The following is an 18,814-nucleotide window of genomic DNA, read 5'->3' on the forward strand; positions in this document are numbered from 1 at the left end:
AATTCAGACAGTTAAATAAAATGCCGCAAGATATTACCCTAAAAATCACCGACCGAAACGGGCAAACTCACGAAATTCAAGCGCCAACCGACATGAATTTAAACGTCATGGAAGTTATTCGAATGTATGAATTAGCCGAAGAAGGAACCGTTGGAGTTTGTGGAGGAATGGCAATGTGTGCTTCGTGTCAATGTTACGTTTTAAACGATGTCATTTCACTAGAACGAAATCCAGATGAAGAAGCAATGCTTTGGGAAGCATATCATGTTAAAGACAATTCACGACTAGGTTGTCAAATACGTATTACCGAAGAAATTGATGGTTTGGAACTGGAAATTGCACCTGAACAATAATAGAAAGCGAGATGAAATTCTTGCTTTTTTTGTAACAAAATTTTAACACTTACGTATAAAAGAATATCTCACTAAATTAATTGGGATTTTACTTTTAATGGATCAAAATACCTATTCTCCAGGATTGCATAAATTAGTTACACTTCAAGTAGATGAGGTAGATTTGCTAACCAACAGTAATGCTTTTGTTGATTTTTCTGAAAAAATTATTCAAGATTTTGAGCTTGAAAAAGTTGGAATAATTACCCACAATTTTGAAAATAATAGTTTTACCATTGCTATTTGTTTAAAAGAATCTCATATTTGTATTCATACTTGGCCTGAATTTAAGCAGCTTACATTAGATGTTTACTTGTGTAATTATTTACAAGATAATACTCAAAAAGTAAAAAGTATTACCAATGAGTTTGTAACCTTTTTTAAGGCAATTGTTTTAAAAGATTTTGAAATTAATAGATAAAATTGAGTATGGATTTCTCTTGCTATCATTGTAATACGGTTACCAAACTCGATGTAAAAATTGAGGTTTCTTATTTTTCCTGCCCAAATTGTGCAACTATTTATAGTAGAAATGATTCTAACGATTTTGTTTTTAAAGAAAGACACAAAAAAGTTGATTACAACAACGCCTTTTCTATTGGTCAAAAAGCAGAATTTCATGGAAGTGTATATACAATCATTGGTTTTTTGGTTAAAAGCGGTGACTATAATATTCGATGGATTGAATATGTATTGCAAAATGATAAAGAAGAATTTTTATATCTTTCAGAATCATCTGGAAACTTTATACTCTTAGAACAAATTGAGTTTGAAAAAAAAGTAGGTAATCATCCATTAACGGTTGACTATTTGGATAAAACCTATGATAGATTTGATTATTACTATCCAAAACTTGATTATACGGCTGGTTTTTTTGATTTTAATGTTTTGAACAAAATAGAATTAATAGAATACATAAATCCTCCATTTATTCTGTCATTTGAAAAATTTGGCAAAGAGCAAACCGCATTTTACGGCAAACATATTTCGAGAAGTGCTGTAAAAAAAGCATTCAACACATCGGCAATACCATCAAAATCAGAGATTGGAATGGTAGAACCTTTCTTTATTAATGTTAGAAATTTGGTCTTGACATTTTGTGCAGTTGGTTTTTTAATCATTTTTACGCATTGGTATTTAAATCAAGATAGAGTAGAACAACAGGTTTTAAATACTTCAATTCCATTTGAAAACTATACTTCAAAAGACTTTGTTAGTCCATCTTTTGAGTTAAAAGGAAGTTCGGCGCCATTGCAAATTTCGGTTTCGTCTAATGTAAATAATTCTTGGGCAAATGTTCAAATTGCTTTGGTAAACGAAAACACTAACGAAGAAATTTATGCCTCAAAAGATGTTGAATATTATCACGGCTACACCGATGGCGAAAATTGGACTGAAGGAAGTACTTCTGAAAATTTTAATATTTGTGGTGTTGGTGCGGGAAAATATCATTTAACGATAACACCATCAAAAGCGCCAGAAGATGTTGTAAATAGTTTAATTTCGGTTAAAGCCAATTGGAATGCACCGTCCAATAGAAATATTTATATGGTATTTATTTTCATGGCAATTGTTTCCGTCGGAATGTACTATTGGTCCAAATATTTTGAAAATAAAAGATGGGGTGAATATTAAAAATTGAAAATGGAAAAAGTGTCAAATTTTATCAAAGAAAATTATTTAGCCTTTTTAATTGGTTTGTGTTTCTATGGAATATTTGTTTATTACACAACACAAGGTAATAGACTTTGCGATTGTGAATCAACCGAAAAATATAAACCAACCAATTCAGGACGAAGTACGGTTAATCGTTTTTATCATAAATAACTAAAAATAAATATCATGAATATATCACATCTTGTTATCAACTCATTAGTGTTTTCTGCTGTTGGAATTGTAATACTTTTTATTGCTTATTTCATAATTGAAAAAATAACTCCCGAAAATACTTGGAAAAAAATTACTCAAGAAAATAATGTTGCTGTTGCTATCGTTTTCGCAGCCTTAATTATTGGAATTTCAATGATTATTAGTGCGGCAATTCATGGGTAATAAATTCCTAAAATTTGAATATTTATTACTTTTTGCTGTTTTTACCATTGCTACTTGCGGACTAGTTTATGAATTAGTTGCCGGAACTTTGGCAAGTTATTTACTCGGCGATTCAGTAAAACAATTTTCTTTCATCATTGGAGTATATCTCTTTTCGATGGGAATTGGTTCGTATTTTTCAAAATTCATTACCAAAAACCTACTCAATACTTTTGTTGAAATCGAAATTTTAGTTGGATTAATTGGCGGATTGAGTTCGGTGGTTCTTTTTCTGTTGTTTGAAACGGCTTTTGCTTTTCAATTCATTCTTTATTTTTTGGTTTTCGTTACTGGATGTCTAGTCGGATTGGAAATTCCATTGCTAATGAACATTCTTAAAGATAAAGTAGAGTTCAAAGAATTGGTTTCCAATGTTTTTACTTTTGATTACATCGGAGCTTTATTAGCATCCATACTTTTTCCGTTGATTTTAGTTCCAAAACTTGGAATTATGGGAACGTCATTATTCTTCGGAATGATTAATATTTCCATTGCCATTGTCCTTTGTTATTTATTAAAATCGGAATTAAAAAAGGTAAAACTGCTAAGAGCTAAAGCTATTTTTTCTTTTATAGTTTTGTTGGTAACGTTCTTTTTCTCCGAAAATATTCTTTCGTATTCTGAAGGTAAATTATATGGAGAAAACATCATTTACACTAATTCCACGCAATACCAACGCATCGTTTTAACCCACAATAAAAGCGATTACCGATTGTATTTAAACAACAATCTCCAATTTAGTTCTGCCGATGAATACCGTTATCACGAAGCTTTGGTTCATCCAGCAATGTCAATGGCTAAAAAAGTGGATAATGTACTAGTTCTTGGCGGTGGCGATGGTTTGGCTGTTCGAGAAGTTTTAAAATATAAAGAGGTAAAAAAAGTAACTTTGGTCGATTTGGATGAAGGAATGACCAAGTTGTTCAAAACCAATCAGGTATTGGTTGATTTCAATAAAAATGCTTTGAATAATTCCAAAGTTACAGTGTACAATAAAGACGCTTACATTTGGGCAAAAGAAACTAAAGAAAAATTTGATGTTGTAATTATTGATTTTCCTGATCCATCTAATTACAGTTTGGGTAAATTGTATTCATTGAATTTTTATAGCACGATGCAACAGCTGCTTTCAATGGATGCAGTTGTTGTAATTCAAACGACTTCACCTTATTTTGCTCCAAAATCATTTTGGTGTATCAACAAAACTGTTATGCAAGTTTTTCCTCAGATTGATGCCTATCATGCTTATGTTCCATCGTTTGGAGAATGGGGTTTTACTATTGCCATAAATGGTTTTGGGACTAATTTCAATAAAGTCAATAGAACCGTTGACGGATTGCGATTTTACAATTATCAGTTTGAAAAATTCAATTATTTTTCCAAAGATATGATTTCAAAAGACATTGAAATTAATCGATTAGATAACCAAGTTTTAGTACGCTATTTCGATGAAGAATGGGGAAAATTATAGCAGTTCGAGAAGGAATTTCTTCAAATTTTTAGGTGCAACTTTACTGATTGTTCCGCTTCTTAATGCTTGTAAAGAAAAAGTAATTACGCTTTTAATTCGATTGTCGGGAACCAATCATATTCTAGGACATAAACTTCGCGTTAAGAATTTTCCAAAACCTTCTAAGCAAATTTCTATTCCATATTTAATTGTTGGTGGAGGAATTACAGGATTGTCTGCTGCAAGACAGCTTTCTAAAAAAGGAATTTCCGAATTTTTGTTGGTCGAATTAGAAAATCATTTGGGTGGAAATTCTTCCAATGGTGAAAATCAGTATTCTAAATTTCCTCTTGGCGCACATTATTTGCCTTTGCCAAACATTGAAGATAAAGAGTTGCTGCAATTTCTCGAAGAGGAAAAAATTATTTTGGGTTATGATGAAAAAGGATTTCCAGAATTTGATGAAACCCAACTAACGTTTTCTCCAGATGAACGATTATTCTACAAAAATAACTGGCAAGAAGGAATAGTTCCAAAAGTTGGTAATTCAGCAGAAGAAGACGCAGAATTACTTCGGTTTTTTTCGATGATGGATGATTTTAGAACCAAAAAAGATGATTTTGGATTATATTGGTTTAATATTCCAATGGCTTTATCTTCTCAAAATGATGAGGTAAAAAGATTGGATAAACTAACCATGAAAGAATGGTTGGAACAACAAAATTTTAAATCAAATCCGCTTTTGGTTTATGTAGATTATTGTTGCAGAGATGATTTTGGTTTAGGAATTGAATTCGTTTCTGCTTACGCCGGAATTCATTATTTTGCTGCGAGAAAACAAAACAGTACGCAAGATAAAAATGATAACGTTTTAACTTGGCCCGAAGGAAATGCGAGACTTACGTATCATTTAAAAAAATATTCCAAAGGAAAAACATTGCAAAATCACTTGGCTTATGAAGTTAAAATTGAAAACGGTAAAGCAATAGCCTTGGTTTTTAATGATAAAACAAAAACTTCCATTGAAATTATAGCCGATAAAATTATTATGGCAACGCCACAATTTGTAAATCAATATTTATTTGACGACAGAAAAGAATTCACCAAAGATTTTCATTACGCACCTTGGCTTTTAGCAACATTAGTAGTTTCCGATTTGACCGATAATTTTAGTTTTCCGTTGTGTTGGGATAATGTGGCTCATGGTTCAAAAGGATTGGGATATATTTACGATCAACATCAGTCGTTGCAACAAATTCAGGATAAAAAAGTGATTACGTATTACTACAGTTTCTCCTCATCTGATTGTGGAAAAAGCAGAAGAGAAATCTATAAAAAGCCAAAAGAATATTGGAAGAATTTGGTATTTGAAGATTTAAAAATTGCGCATCCTAATATTGAAGAAGTAGCAGAAAGTATAGATATTCATTTGTTAGGTCACGGAATGATTAGCCCTAAAAACGGATTTTTATTTGGCGAAAGCAAACAAAAAGCAGCTCAATCTATTGATGATAAGATCTATTTTGCACATTCGGATTTATCGGGAATATCTATTTTTGAAGAAGCTTTTCATCAAGGAATTAATGTTGTAAATAAAATAATCTAAATAATGCAACCTTGGATACATAAAGCCAAAACCGACGGTATTTTTATACTTGCGCCATCATTTATCGTCTTGACGATTGTTTTCTTGTTCCAAAATTGGTTAACCGAAATCGAAGAAAGTTATTCGTTTTACACTTGGTTGTTTTTAATTGTTTTTATTGATGTTGCTCATGTTTATTCTACATTATTTAAAACCTATTTTGTCGCCTCAGAATTTCAAAGAAGAAAACAATTGTATATTGGATTACCCATTTTTTGTTTTTTATTAGGTTTTATTTTATTTCTATTTGGTAGTCAGGTATTTTGGTCGGTTTTGGCTTATGTAGCTGTTTTTCATTTCATTCGCCAGCAATATGGTTTTATGAGATTGTATGCTAGAAATGAAGATAAGACCTTTGCTTGGATTGATAATTTGATAATTTATTCGGCCACTGTTTATCCTATGTTGTATTGGTTTTTATCGCCAAAACGAAAGTTCAATTGGTTTGTAGAAAACGAATTTTTGAAGTACGAAAACGAAAAATTACTTGAAGTTCTTACATGGATTTATTTTGCGATAGTAATATTTTATATCGTTAGAACTGTCTACAATTCAATAAAATCAAATTATTTTAATATCCCAAAAAATGCTATTATTATTGGAACTATGCTTTCTTGGTATTTTGGAATAGTTTACTTTAATAACGATTTGGTTTTTACTTTACTAAACGTTGTTTCTCACGGAATTCCCTACATGGCTTTGATTTATTTGAACGAAATTGAGAAAAAAACTAAAGCAGATTTGGGCTTTTTAAGTATGTTAAAACAATATAAAGGTGTATTTATTTTTGTAGTAATCCTTTTGATTATAGCTTTTTCAGAAGAGTTTTTATGGGAGATTTTTGTTTGGAATGAGCAATTTTCAATGACAACTTTTGATTTTTCAAATTGGCAGTTTATACTTGTTCCTTTATTAACCGTGCCTCAGTTTACTCATTATTTATTGGATGGATTTATTTGGAAGTCAAAAAAACAATAAATTTTACAATCCCAAAATCACTTTCGCTTTTGGAAAAATTCGTTCTACAAATCTGGCATAAGCCAAGTCTGATGGATGTAAACCATCATTAGCAACTAAAGTAGGTTGCGCTAAACCTTCCCGTGTAATGTCAGTAATATTCACAAAAGTGATATTGTTTTGAATGCAATAATTTTCTGCAAAAGAATTGTAAGTATCGATTTGACTTGAAATAGTTGCATTTCCGTTTCCAAATGGTGTGTAAGCATAATCTGGAATGGAAACAACAATAACATTATTCTTGTTGCCTTTGGCTTTTTGAATTGCGATGTTTACCAATTCAGGAAATTCTTGTTCATACAAACTAAAAGGTTTGTTTTGATATTGATTGTTTACGCCAATTAACAAAGTTACTAAATCATAGTTATTTGTTGGATTTTGTGATGCAATGGCATTTTTTAAATTGGTCGTTGTCCAGCCTGTTTGAGCTATAATATCAGTCAAAATATTGTCTGGGCTAGGCATACTTTGCTTCAGTTTTGTTTTTAACTGAATAGGAAATCGGCAGGTTTCACAAACGCTTTGTCCAATAGTGTAACTATCGCCAAGTGCTAAATAACGGTAAGTTTTAGAAATAACAACTGGAGTTTCATCCTCAATAATTGTATCACTTTCCGCACTGCAACCGAAAAAAAGTGTGCAAATCAAAAAAATTGATACTATTGAGCGAAAATGTTTCATTGGCTAAACTATTTCAACAGTTTTCTCGATTTGTTCTTCAATTGCATTCCAAAGACCAATTCTTTTTTCTAAAGCTACGATGGAAACTTCTTTCACTTCGCGCCATTTTTGAGCATCATTACCACAAAGTTCTGTAATCATTTGCATTGCCATCGGACCATGTTCGTCAGCGTCAAGTTCGATATGTCTTTCAAAGTAATAAATTAGTTTTGACAAATCGGTTTCAGGGAAATTTTGTTGGAAACTTTTTAAGATTTCAGTAAACATATTCGGAATTAAATCTTCTCTTCCAAAAGTAAAAGCAGCCGCAATTTTGTGTGCTTTTCCTTCTTCGATGACACGAAAAGTGAAATCAAGAAAGTCTTTTATGTTTTGGTGAAGATTACTTTGTTTTATAGCAATAAAAACATTTTTTGTGTCAATTACATTTTGCAAAAAAGTATTCAACTCAATTGTATTTGCACCACAATCTTGCATAGCTTCAACATACATTTCAAAATGACTTAAACGTTTTCCGTCCAATGTCAAATCGCTTTCTTCTGCTAGAACAATCTCGTTAATTAAATATCTTGTTTCAGGATTTTCCGAAGCAAACCATGGTGTTGTAGTACACGTTAGTTTACTTTGTAACGCTTTCAACAGCGACATAAAATCCCAAACGGCATAGACATGACTTTCTAAAAACTGATGTAAATCGTCTATGGTTTTTACTTTTTCGTATAACGGATGTTGTAATAACTGTTGTTTTTGTGGCTGAATTTTAGTGTTTATTTCAAGAATTGTCATAGCTTTTTTTAATTAAATACGAAGTAACATTCTTTTTGGATTATACTTCACTACAAATGTAAAAATGCTTCTCGAAATGGAGAAGCATTTTATATCAATTTTATTTATTGTTTAATCTAAGAGTTAAAATGGAAACCTTTTTTAGCCCCGATTGAAACGGAAATCCTTTTTCTTTTTTAAAGAAAAAGATTGGAGAGAAAAGCGGGAAAACGGATTGCTGAATTGCCCAAGCTGTTCGCTCCAAAAAATAATTGGAATTTTATTTAAACGCTGGAATTCCAGTAATATCAGCACCGGTAATCAACAAGTGAATGTCGTGCGTACCTTCATAAGTAATTACAGACTCTAAGTTCATGCTGTGACGCATAATCGAATATTCGCCTGTAATTCCCATTCCGCCAAGCATTTGACGTGCTTCACGAGCAATGTTTATTGCCATATCTACATTGTTTCTTTTTGCCATCGAGATTTGAGCTGTAGTCGCTTTTCCTTCGTTACGCAAAACACCTAATCTCCAAGTTAACAATTGAGCTTTAGTGATTTCGGTAATCATTTCGGCTAATTTTTTTTGTTGCAATTGAAATCCACCAATTGGTTTTCCAAACTGAATTCTTTCTTTAGAATATCTCAAAGCCGTGTCATAACAATCCATTGCAGCGCCAATTGCACCCCAAGCAATTCCGTAACGAGCCGAATCTAAACACATCATTGGTGCGCCAAGTCCAGATTTTCCTGGTAATAAATTTTCTTTTGGAACTTTTACGTTATCAAAAATTAATTCGCCTGTTGCACTAGCACGAAGCGACCATTTGTTGTGTGTTTCTGGAGTTGTAAAACCTTCCATGCCGCGTTCTACAATTAATCCGTGAATTCTTCCTTCTTCATTTTTTGCCCAAACTACAGCAATGTCTGCAAACGGTGCATTTGATATCCACATTTTGGCACCATTCAATAAATAATGATCGCCCATATCTTTATAGTTTGTAACCAAATCACTTGGATTTGAGCCATAATCTGGTTCAGTCAATCCAAAACAACCCATGAATTCTCCAGTGGCTAATTTTGGTAAATATTTCATTTTTTGCTCTTCCGTTCCAAATTTCCAAATAGGATACATCACCAAAGACGATTGAACCGATGATGTTGAACGAACACCAGAATCGCCTCTTTCAATTTCTTGCATAATCAATCCATACGAAATTTGGTCTAAACCTGCGCCGCCATATTCTTCTGGAATATATGGTCCAAATCCACCAATTTCTCCCAAACCTTTAATGATTTGTTTTGGGAATTCAGCACGTTGTGCATAGTCTTCAATAATTGGCGAAACTTCACGTTTTACCCATGCACGAGCAGAATCGCGCACTAATTTATGTTCGTCTGTTAGCAAATCGTCTAACAAGTAATAATCTGGAGCTTGAAATAAATCTGGTTTCATAGTTTTGTCATTGCGAGGCACGAAGCAATCTCATTGATATTTATAAAAAAATGTTTTACGAAAACGTTTGCAAAGGTAATAAAACATATTTGAGTTTCACTTTAACAATTGTTATTTTTTGGAGCTGATTCCAGCTATCCGTTACAATCTTTTTATCTCGTTTTGAGAACGAGATAAAAAGGATTTTCACTTCTATCTGGGCTAGAACTTGGTGTTGAATTATCGCTCCAGTTTTTTGAATGCTTCGTTTTTAGTAGTTAGAAATTCCAAAGTTTCCAGCGTGTCTTCACGTTGCATAATGGCTTTGTAGTTATCGTCATTTTCACAAAAAGCCATGAATAAATCAAGTTCTTCAAGATTTATGTCTAATTTTTTATAAAAAAATTCGTTGACATCAAATTTAGAAACTGCATATTCTTTAAAAGAAGCAAATTTTGATGTTCCTTCTTTATCTTTCTTTTTATTTGACTTGAATATTTTTTTAAAAAGCCCAACAAAATCAACACCATAAGGCATTTCTCCAGTGTAAACACCTAAGACTTTTGGACTATTTTCATACTTAGCAAGTTTAGCCATCCGTATTTCTTCGGGCGAAACAATAACACCAACTTTTTCTACTTTAGTTATGGCAACTTCTTTAAGCTCAATGGGTTTTTTGCTTAAACTGATGATAAATTTTTCCGACGTAAAATCCTTTTTTTCAAGTGTAATTTTTATGTCATAATAATCATTGGATAATACAAAAAGTTCATCGCCAGCTTTGGCTTCTATGCTAAAATTTCCTTCTGCATCAGTAGTGCTACTTTTTTTGATGGTTAGATTGACAACATCTATTTTTTCTATTGCCATTTCGTTAAAAACAACTTTTCCATGAATTGTTTTTCTGTCTTGAGAAAAGCAGTTCAAAAAAGTAAAAAAGAAAAGGAGTAAAAGTAATTTTTGCTTCAAGTGAATCAGTTTTAGTTTTCAGTTCTAAAAGTATCTGATTTAAGTGATGCTAAATGATAAAGGATTGTTAATTGTGATTCCTTTAATGATTTGATAATTACATTTTAAGGTAAAAATCCTTCGTCAAATTGATGTAATCATCAGTATACTCATGTCGGTTGATTTCAATTACCAATTCGTCTGCTGTTAATGTGCTTAATTCAAATCGTTTAAAAGCCAACAAACTTCTAACAATCGGAGTTGTGTGTGAACCTTTAACGCGAGTAACTTTCACTGGAAATAATTCTACTTCGGTACACAAATCAATAAAACGTTCTTCTTCTTTATAAGGAATGATTATGGCAAAAATTCCATTTTCCGACAAAAGTAAATCCGCAGCTTCTACCAATTCTTCAAAAGGCATTGCATCTTGAAAACGAGCCAAATCTCTTTGAGAATTATCGGTTTTGTAATCTTCTGAATAAAACGGCGGATTGGAAATGATGATGTCATATTCATCTTCGGGTTCTTCAATAAATTCGTCCAAACCAGCATGAAAACAAAATAATCGATCGCTCCAAGGCGAAGCTTCAAAGTTTTCTACACATTGTTCATATGCATCTTCATCAATTTCAAGTGCGTCTATTTGTTCGGCATGACTTCTTTGTGCTAGCATCAATGATAAAACGCCAGTTCCAGCGCCAATATCCAAAATCGAAAAAGGATTGTTGTCAATTGGACACCAAGCGCCAAGTAACACGCTATCGGTTCCAATTTTCATGGCGCATTTGTCTTGTTGAACAGAAAATTGTTTAAAATTGAATGTTGACATTTATTTTAGAAAATTAAAACCATTAAGAAATTAAGTGAATTAAGGAGATGCTTAATGAAACTTAATTTCTTAATGGTTCAAAATTATTTTTATGTATTTACAAGTACATTTCTACAAGTCCTTCTGGTAAATCCATGATGACTTTCTTGTTAACTCTGTCAATTTTCACTAAAAATTGATCAATCATTGGAACAAGAATTTCAACAGAACCATTAACAACCTCAAACAATGGCTGCGCAGAAGAATCGTTGATGGATATAATTTTTCCAAAAACACCTAATCGCTTGTCTTCAATTTCAAAGCCTATAACTTCGTGAAAATAAAATTTATTGCCTTCTAGTTTTGGCAACATTGATAAAGGTAAGTATACTTCTAATCCAATTAATTTGTCGGCTTCTTCTTCGGAGTCGACATCTTCAAATCGAACACGTAGAAAATCATTTTTGTGTAGAGAACTATTTTCAATAAAAAATGGAACCAGATTTTTGTTGAATTCAACAAATACTGATTCCATATTTTCATATAATTCGGGTTCGTCTGTATCTAAATAGATAAGAACTTCTCCTTTGAAACTAAATTTTTTAGCAATTTTACCTAAATAGAAACAATCTTCTTTACGCATAATTGCTTACTAAATTATGCTTCAGTTTCTTCGCTAGTTTCTTCAGCAGCTGGAGTTTCTTCTGTAGCAACCTCTGCAACTGTTTCTTCTGTAGCAACTTCAGCAGTTTCTTCTGCTACTTCTTCAACAGCTTCTTCTGCTTTTGCAGCTTCAGCAGCGGCAGCGGCACGTTTGTCATTAGCTTCTTTTTCAGCTTTTAAAGCTTTAGCTTTAGCTTCATCTTTAGCTTTAGATAATCCGTCTTTTTTAGCGGTTACTTTTCCAGCTTTTTCGTCTAACCAAGCAGCTAATTTTGCATCAGCTTGTTCTTGAGTTAAAGCACCTTTACGAACTCCGCCATCAAGGTGGTGTTTCAATAAAGCACCTTTGTAAGAAAGGATTGCTCTAGCTGTATCTGTTGGTTGAGCACCATTGTGTAACCATTGTACCGCTTGGTCAAGGTTTAAATCAATAGTTGCTGGATTAGTGTTTGGATTGTAAGTACCAATTTTTTCTAAGTATTTACCATCTCTTTTTGAACGAGCATCAGCTGCTACGATCCAGTAAAAAGGTTTCCCTTTTTTTCCGTGTCTTTGTAATCTAATTTTTACTGACATAATCTTTTTGATTAATTTGAGGTTCTCGACCTCGGTTATTTAAGGGCGCAAAGATAGTTTTTTTAATTTAAAATACAACCCAGTAGTTCACTTTTTATTGATAGTGACAATTTTAACTATAATTTCAGTTGCATTTTTTTGAAAATATGTTAGTATTTTTGCTTTAAAAAGTTATTTTTGTCAAATAATAATTAAGAAAATGAAAAGAATATTGCCTCTATTTATATTGTTAGCTTCACTTGTTTCGTGTGAAGAAGATGTTAAATTCAATTCACCTGGTTTTCAAGGTCAAAAAGATGATGCTTTTTGGAGAGCAAACGATGCAAGAGCATATCTTTCTTCTTCAGGAAGTGTAACTATTGAAGGTTTAAACCAATTTGAAGAAGTGATTTTAGGAACTTCTAGCACTAATGTTGGTAAATATTCATTAGGAACAAGTAATCAAGATAATTTTGCATCTTATTCATTAACACTTGATGGATTTACTCAAGAATATGCAACAATTCCAGTTCCAGGACAAGTTTCAGGAACAACATTAGTTTCAGGCGGAACAGGATATTCTACCTCTGGAAATGTTGAAACTACAGGAGGAACAGGAAGCGGTTTATATGTAGCAACAACAGCTAACGATGCTGGAGTTGTAACAAAAATAACTATTGTTGCTCCAGGAAATGGTTATATGGCAGGCGATTTAATTACCGTTACAGGTGGAAATTTAAACTGTAGATTTAGAGTTTTAAATGTTAGAAACAGCAATGGCGAAATTGAAATCACAGAATACGACGCTACAAAAATGACTATTTCAGGAAAATTTAAGTTCAACGCAAGCGACATTACTAATCCAATAAGCGGACAAGTAGTAAACTTTCAGTACGGAGAATTCTATAAAGTTCCAATCTTTCCTCAACAATAAGAAAAGAACAACATAAATAAATAGTATAAAACCATCTTCGGATGGTTTTATTTTTTCAACAAAATCCAAATAATAAGCTGATTATAAGTTTATTTAAACTACCTTTGACCAAATTTTAAAAATTAAACATGAACATTTTTGTTGGAAGTCTTCCTTGGAGTATTGAGGAAGCAGATTTAAGAGAGTCTTTTGAGGCTTATGGAGCAGTAGACTCTGTTAAAGTGGTAACTGATAAATTTACTGGAAGAAGTAAAGGTTTCGGTTTTGTTGAAATGCCAAATGATGACGAGGCATTAAAAGCAATTGAAGAATTAAATGGTGCAACTGTTGAAGGTCGTACAATTGTAGTAAACAAATCTGAGCCAAAACCAGAAGGTGAAAGAAGATCTTTTAACAACAATCGTTCAGGCGGAAGTGGTTATAATGGTGGTGGAAACTCTCGCGGTGGTGGAAACTACGGCGGTGGAAACAGCAACAACAGAGGAAGATACTAGTCTTTACAAAATCAAAATAAATAAAAATCATCTCACTTCGAGGTGATTTTTTGTTTTTAAGAGCAACACGCTAGCGCAAAATTCAAACCCTATTCCTGCTTTCGCCTTTATCTCTCCATTGCATTACGAGGATATCGGCTCTATCAGGGCTAAAAGAAAACTAAGAGAGAAAAACCACAATTTGTTGATAACTAAAATTGACAATCTCTTCCTTAAAATGTAATTTTGAACAAAGTCAAAAACCACTTTTTTGATATTGACTTTTGTAATTGACATTGATTTTTGAAAGCTATGTATTTAATATTCGACACCGAAACCACAGGATTACCAAAAAGTTGGGCAGCGCCAATATCTGACACAGACAATTGGCCAAGATGTATCCAAATAGCTTGGCAATTGCACGACGAAATGGGAAACCTTGTCGAACACCAAGATTATCTCATCAATCCTGAAGGGTTTAATATTCCTTACGATGCCGAAAGAATTCACGGAATTTCAACCGAATTAGCACAACAAAACGGAATCCAACTCAAAGAAATGTTGGAGAAATTCAACATAGCTTTATCAAAAGCCAAATACATTGTTGGACAAAACGTAGGTTTCGACGTTAACATCATGGGTTGCGAATTCTACCGAATGGGAATCGATTCGCAAATGTCCAAAATACCAATTCTCGACACGTGTACAGAAGTTACAGCATCGCTTTTAAAATTGCCTGGTGGACGTGGCGGAAAATATAAATTACCAACACTAACCGAGTTACATCAATATCTTTTCAACGAACCTTTTGCAGAAGCTCACAATGCAACTGCCGACGTTGAAGCTACAACACGTTGTTTCTTAGAATTAATTCGTACCGAAGTTTTTTCCAAAGAAGAACTTGATGTTGAACCCGAATATTTTGAAGATTTTCAATTAAAAAATCCAAGATCAATTCAGCTTATTGGTCTAAAACACATCAACCTCAAAGAAGCTTCTGACCAAATTAGAAAGAAACTTCAAAAAGTTGAAAACGAAACCGTTCAAACTACAATTTCCGACGAAGATAAACACGATTTTAAGCGTTCAAAATTTGCTCACTTGCATAATCATACACAGTTTTCGGTCTTACAATCTACCATTGGAGTTCCAGCATTAGTTTCGGCAGCAGCCAAAAATAAAATGACAGCTGTTGCTATGACCGATACTGGAAATATGATGGGCGCATTTCATTTTGTAAGTGCGGTTATGAACCATAATAAAACTGTAAAATCTAAAATTGATACAGCTATTGCAAACGGTGAAGAACCAGAAGATACTGAAATCAAGCCCATTGTAGGTTGTGAATTCAATATTTGTGATAATCATAAAGATAAAACTAAAAAAGACAATGGTTATCAAGTGGTTTTCCTTGCTAAAAACAAAAAAGGGTATCACAATTTGGCAAAAATGGCTTCTATTGCCTACATCGATGGCTTCTATTATGTGCCAAGAATTGATAAATCGGTAGTCGAAAAATACAAAGAAGATATTATAGTTTTATCAGGAAATTTATATGGAGAAATTCCGAGTAAAATTTTAAATATCGGTGAAAATCAAGCCGAAGAAGCTTTAATTTGGTGGAAAGAACAATTTGGAGCTGATTTTTATTTAGAAATCATGCGCCACAATCAAGAAGATGAAAATCGGGTGAATAAAACTTTGATTGAGTTTTCTCAAAAGCACAAAGTAAAATTAGTTGCTACCAATAATACGTATTACGTAAACAAAGAAGATGCGAATGCACATGATATTTTGTTGTGTGTAAAAGATGGTGAAAAACAAGCCACACCAATTGGTCGTGGTCGTGGATATCGCTACGGATTGCCTAATCAGGAATATTATTTCAAATCGGAAGACGAAATGAAAAAACTATTCCAAGATTTGCCCGAAGCCATCATCAACGTTCAAGAAATTATTGATAAAGTTGAAACCTATTCGCTGTATCGTGATGTTTTACTTCCAAAATATGCTATTCCAGACGAATTTATAAATCCAGAAGATGCTATTGATGGCGGAGTTCGAGGAGAAAATGCCTATCTGCGACATTTAACGATGGTAGGAGCCAAAAAACGTTATGGCGAAATCACTCCAGATATTCAAGAACGATTGGATTTTGAATTGCTTACCATTTCTAATTCGGGTTATCCAGGTTATTTCTTAATTGTACAAGATTTCATTGCCGAAGCCCGAAAAATGGATGTTTCTGTTGGTCCAGGTCGTGGTTCTGCTGCTGGTTCTGCTGTAGCATATTGTCTAGGAATTACTAATATTGATCCAATCAAATACGATTTGCTTTTTGAGCGTTTCCTAAATCCAGATAGGGTTTCGATGCCCGATATCGATATTGATTTCGATGATGAAGGTCGTGGTCGAGTTATGGATTATGTTATCAATAAATACGGAGCAAATCAAGTAGCACAAATTATTACTTATGGTAAAATGGCAACTAAATCGGCTATTCGAGATACCGCTCGTGTGTTGGATTTGCCACTTTTTGAAGCCGATAGAATTGCCAAATTAATTCCGGGAATGATGCCGTCAAAATGGAATTTGGCACGATTTATTTCCGAAAAAGAAGAAGATGTAAAAAAAGCACTTCGTTCCGATGAATTTGATAGAGTAAAAGAATTAATTGCCATTGCCAACGAAGGCGATTTAGCAGGAGAAACTATTCAGCAAGCGAAAGTTTTAGAAGGTTCGCTCCGAAATACAGGAATTCACGCTTGTGGAGTTATCATCACACCAGATGATATTACCAATTTCGTTCCAGTTACAACTGCCAAAGATTCTGAATTATATGTAACCCAATTTGATAACTCAGTTGCCGAAAGTGCAGGATTATTAAAAATGGACTTCTTGGGTTTGAAAACCCTAACCTTAATAAAAGATACGGTCAAATTAGTAAAATATCGAACAGGAATTGAGCTCAATCCTGACGAATTTCCAATTGATGATGTCAAAACCTATGAGTTATTTCAAAGAGGTGAAACCGTTGGTATTTTCCAATATGAATCGCCTGGAATGCAAAAATACCTTCGCGAATTAAAACCAACCGTTTTTGGAGATTTAATTGCGATGAATGCCTTGTATCGTCCTGGACCATTGGAGTATATTCCATCTTTCGTTAAAAGAAAAAATGGAGAAGAACCAATTACATACGATTTAGAAGCATGCGAAGAATATCTTGGTGAAACCTATGGAATTACGGTTTATCAAGAACAAGTAATGCTTTTGTCGCAATCGTTAGCCAATTTTTCTAAAGGTGATGCCGATGTACTTCGTAAAGCAATGGGTAAAAAGCAAAAAGATGTCTTGGATAAAATGAAATCTAAGTTCATTGATCAAGCAAAAGCAAATGGACATGACGAACAGAAATTGGATAAAATTTGGACCGATTGGGAAGCTTTTGCGAGTTATGCTTTCAATAAATCGCACTCGACGTGTTATGCTTGGATTGCCTATCAAACGGCCTATTTAAAAGCACATTATCCAGCAGAATATATGGCTGCGGTACTTTCTAATAATATGAACGATATCAAACAAGTTTCATTTTTCATGGAAGAATGTAAACGAATGGGATTGAAAGTGCTTGGTCCAGATGTAAATGAATCGTATTATAAATTTACCGTAAACAATGATTATGCAGTTCGTTTTGGAATTGGAGCTGTAAAAGGAGTTGGCGCAAATGCCGTTGATACGATTGTTCAAAATAGAAAAGATGCACCTTATAAATCGATTTTTGATTTAGCCAAAAAAATCGACTTGCGTGCTGCCAATAAAAAAGCATTCGAAAGTTTAGCACTAGCTGGAGGTTTTGATTGTTTTACGGATACGCATCGCGCACAGTATTTCCACATTGAAGGCGAAGGAATTACGTTTTTAGAAAAAGCTATGCGTTATGGTTCAAAATTTCAGGAGAACGAAAATTCATCGCAAGTAAGTTTGTTTGGCGAAGCAAGTGATGTTCAAATAGCCGAACCAATTGTTCCGCCGTGCGAAGAATGGAGTACAATGGAAAAATTGGCTCGCGAGAAAGAAGTCGTTGGAATATACATTTCAGGTCATCCGCTTGATGATTATAAATTTGAAATGGAATATTTCTGTAATGTCAAGTTGGAACAATTAAAATCACTAGAAAGTTTGGTGGGTAAAACAGTTTCGTTTGGCGGAATTGTGACCAATATTCAACATCGAACAGCTAAAAACGGAAAAGGTTGGGCAACATTTCTTCTCGAAGGTTATGACGAAAGTTATGAATTTCGAATTTTTGATGAAGAATACTTGAAATTCCGTCATTTCTTAGTCCAAAACCAATTTGTTTATTTCAAAGTTTTGGTAAAAGATGGTTGGGTAAACCGCGAAACTGGAAAAAAATCCGATCCAAGGATGCAATTCATGGAAGCTAAAATGCTAGCTGATGTATTGCCAACCTATGCCAAAAAATTGATAATCATGTTGAATATAAAAGAGCTTCATCAAGATTTTGTTTATCAATTAAGTCAAATAATGACGCAACATCAAGGCGATCACAGCGTAACATTTGAAGTATTAGAAATAGAAAAAGTAAAAAAAGAAATCGAAATTCAACCTGTTATCAATGAAGATAGTGACGAAGTAATAACAGACGAAATCGACAGCGAAATAACTTCAGAAATTGCTATGAACGTTACCGAAACTATTGAAGAAAACAAAGTTATAACTGCGATTTCAATGCCAAGCCGAAAAACAAAAGTCAAAATTTCATCCGAGTTTTTAAACGAATTAGAAAAACTTCAGGTGAATTTCAAACTCAATTAAGTATCAATTATAATGATTTTAGCATAGTCAAAACTAATTTTCAATTAACAATAAATTAAGTTTTTAATGCGTAAATTTGCATCATAAAATAATAAACAAAAAATTAAATATA

18 protein-coding genes are annotated in these 18,814 nt (G+C 33.2%); 11 read left to right on the top strand and 7 right to left on the bottom strand.

All coding sequences use genetic code 11. From position 1 onward, the window contains the following. Positions 1-20 precede the first annotated feature (20 nt). The 8 genes from G6042_RS09235 (at position 21) to G6042_RS09270 (ending at position 6,556) form a co-directional block, all read left to right on the top strand. Positions 21-353, top strand: a complete 333-nt coding sequence (locus G6042_RS09235) for a 2Fe-2S iron-sulfur cluster-binding family protein (RefSeq protein ID WP_169524151.1) — start codon at positions 21-23, stop codon at positions 351-353. Positions 354-450: 97 nt separating this feature from the next. Next, positions 451-813, top strand: a complete 363-nt coding sequence (locus G6042_RS09240) for an S-adenosylmethionine decarboxylase family protein (protein WP_169524153.1) — start codon at positions 451-453, stop codon at positions 811-813. Between the two features lie 8 nt (positions 814-821). Beyond that, positions 822-2,027: a DUF4178 domain-containing protein gene (locus G6042_RS09245; protein WP_169524155.1), complete on the top strand. Its 1,206-nt coding sequence runs from the start codon at positions 822-824 to the stop codon at positions 2,025-2,027. Positions 2,028-2,036: 9 nt separating this feature from the next. Continuing rightward, entirely contained in the window at positions 2,037-2,219 is a 183-nt protein-coding gene (locus G6042_RS09250; protein ID WP_169523976.1) for a hypothetical protein, read from the top strand. 15 nt (positions 2,220-2,234) lie between these two features. Then, positions 2,235-2,444, top strand: coding sequence for a DUF350 domain-containing protein (locus tag G6042_RS09255; RefSeq protein ID WP_211161666.1), 210 nt, complete (start codon positions 2,235-2,237; stop codon positions 2,442-2,444). After that, entirely contained in the window at positions 2,437-3,954 is a 1,518-nt protein-coding gene (locus G6042_RS09260) for a polyamine aminopropyltransferase (protein ID WP_169524156.1), read from the top strand. Before G6042_RS09255 ends, G6042_RS09260 begins: the two co-directional genes overlap by 8 nt. After that, a complete protein-coding gene (locus G6042_RS09265; RefSeq protein ID WP_211161667.1) occupies positions 3,932-5,539 on the top strand; it encodes an NAD(P)/FAD-dependent oxidoreductase in 1,608 nt (535 codons plus the stop codon). The genes G6042_RS09260 and G6042_RS09265 overlap by 23 nt, the downstream gene beginning before the upstream one ends. 3 nt (positions 5,540-5,542) lie before the next feature. Then, positions 5,543-6,556 carry a hypothetical protein gene (locus tag G6042_RS09270; protein ID WP_211161668.1) on the top strand — a complete coding sequence of 338 codons (1,014 nt, stop codon included), beginning with the start codon at positions 5,543-5,545 and terminating at the stop codon, positions 6,554-6,556. A 3-nt stretch (positions 6,557-6,559) separates the two neighbouring features. Here the strand turns inward: G6042_RS09270 and G6042_RS09275 are convergent, their stop codons facing one another. The 7 genes from G6042_RS09275 to G6042_RS09305 all read right to left on the bottom strand — a co-directional run bounded on the left by G6042_RS09275 (position 6,560) and on the right by G6042_RS09305 (position 12,477). Next, positions 6,560-7,276 carry an SGNH/GDSL hydrolase family protein gene (locus tag G6042_RS09275; protein ID WP_169524157.1) on the bottom strand — a complete coding sequence of 239 codons (717 nt, stop codon included), beginning with the start codon at positions 7,274-7,276 and terminating at the stop codon, positions 6,560-6,562. Between the two features lie 3 nt (positions 7,277-7,279). Continuing rightward, entirely contained in the window at positions 7,280-8,062 is a 783-nt protein-coding gene (locus tag G6042_RS09280; protein ID WP_169524158.1) for a DUF3050 domain-containing protein, read from the bottom strand. Between the two features lie 259 nt (positions 8,063-8,321). Next, positions 8,322-9,500, bottom strand: a complete 1,179-nt coding sequence (locus G6042_RS09285; RefSeq protein ID WP_169524159.1) for an acyl-CoA dehydrogenase family protein — start codon at positions 9,498-9,500, stop codon at positions 8,322-8,324. Between the two features lie 219 nt (positions 9,501-9,719). Then, a complete protein-coding gene (locus tag G6042_RS09290) occupies positions 9,720-10,448 on the bottom strand; it encodes a hypothetical protein (protein WP_169524160.1) in 729 nt (242 codons plus the stop codon). Between the two features lie 97 nt (positions 10,449-10,545). Beyond that, a complete protein-coding gene (locus G6042_RS09295) occupies positions 10,546-11,259 on the bottom strand; it encodes a tRNA1(Val) (adenine(37)-N6)-methyltransferase (RefSeq protein WP_169524161.1) in 714 nt (237 codons plus the stop codon). Between the two features lie 97 nt (positions 11,260-11,356). Continuing rightward, a complete protein-coding gene (gene rimM, locus G6042_RS09300) occupies positions 11,357-11,881 on the bottom strand; it encodes a ribosome maturation factor RimM (RefSeq protein ID WP_169524162.1) in 525 nt (174 codons plus the stop codon). Positions 11,882-11,895: 14 nt separating this feature from the next. Continuing rightward, positions 11,896-12,477, bottom strand: coding sequence for a 30S ribosomal protein S16 (locus G6042_RS09305; RefSeq protein ID WP_169524163.1), 582 nt, complete (start codon positions 12,475-12,477; stop codon positions 11,896-11,898). 199 nt (positions 12,478-12,676) lie between these two features. Here G6042_RS09305 and G6042_RS09310 point away from each other — a divergent pair, with 199 nt between their 5' ends. The 3 genes from G6042_RS09310 (at position 12,677) to dnaE (ending at position 18,702) form a co-directional block, all read left to right on the top strand. Next, a complete protein-coding gene (locus G6042_RS09310; protein ID WP_169524164.1) occupies positions 12,677-13,390 on the top strand; it encodes a DUF6252 family protein in 714 nt (237 codons plus the stop codon). A gap of 128 nt (positions 13,391-13,518) precedes the next feature. Then, positions 13,519-13,884, top strand: a complete 366-nt coding sequence (locus G6042_RS09315) for an RNA recognition motif domain-containing protein (RefSeq protein ID WP_169524165.1) — start codon at positions 13,519-13,521, stop codon at positions 13,882-13,884. A gap of 291 nt (positions 13,885-14,175) precedes the next feature. Continuing rightward, a complete protein-coding gene (dnaE, locus tag G6042_RS09320; RefSeq protein WP_169524166.1) occupies positions 14,176-18,702 on the top strand; it encodes a DNA polymerase III subunit alpha in 4,527 nt (1,508 codons plus the stop codon). Positions 18,703-18,814 lie beyond the last annotated feature (112 nt).

The sequence above is a fragment of the Flavobacterium solisilvae genome, from assembly GCF_012911605.1.
GTDB classification, from domain to species: domain Bacteria; phylum Bacteroidota; class Bacteroidia; order Flavobacteriales; family Flavobacteriaceae; genus Flavobacterium; species Flavobacterium solisilvae.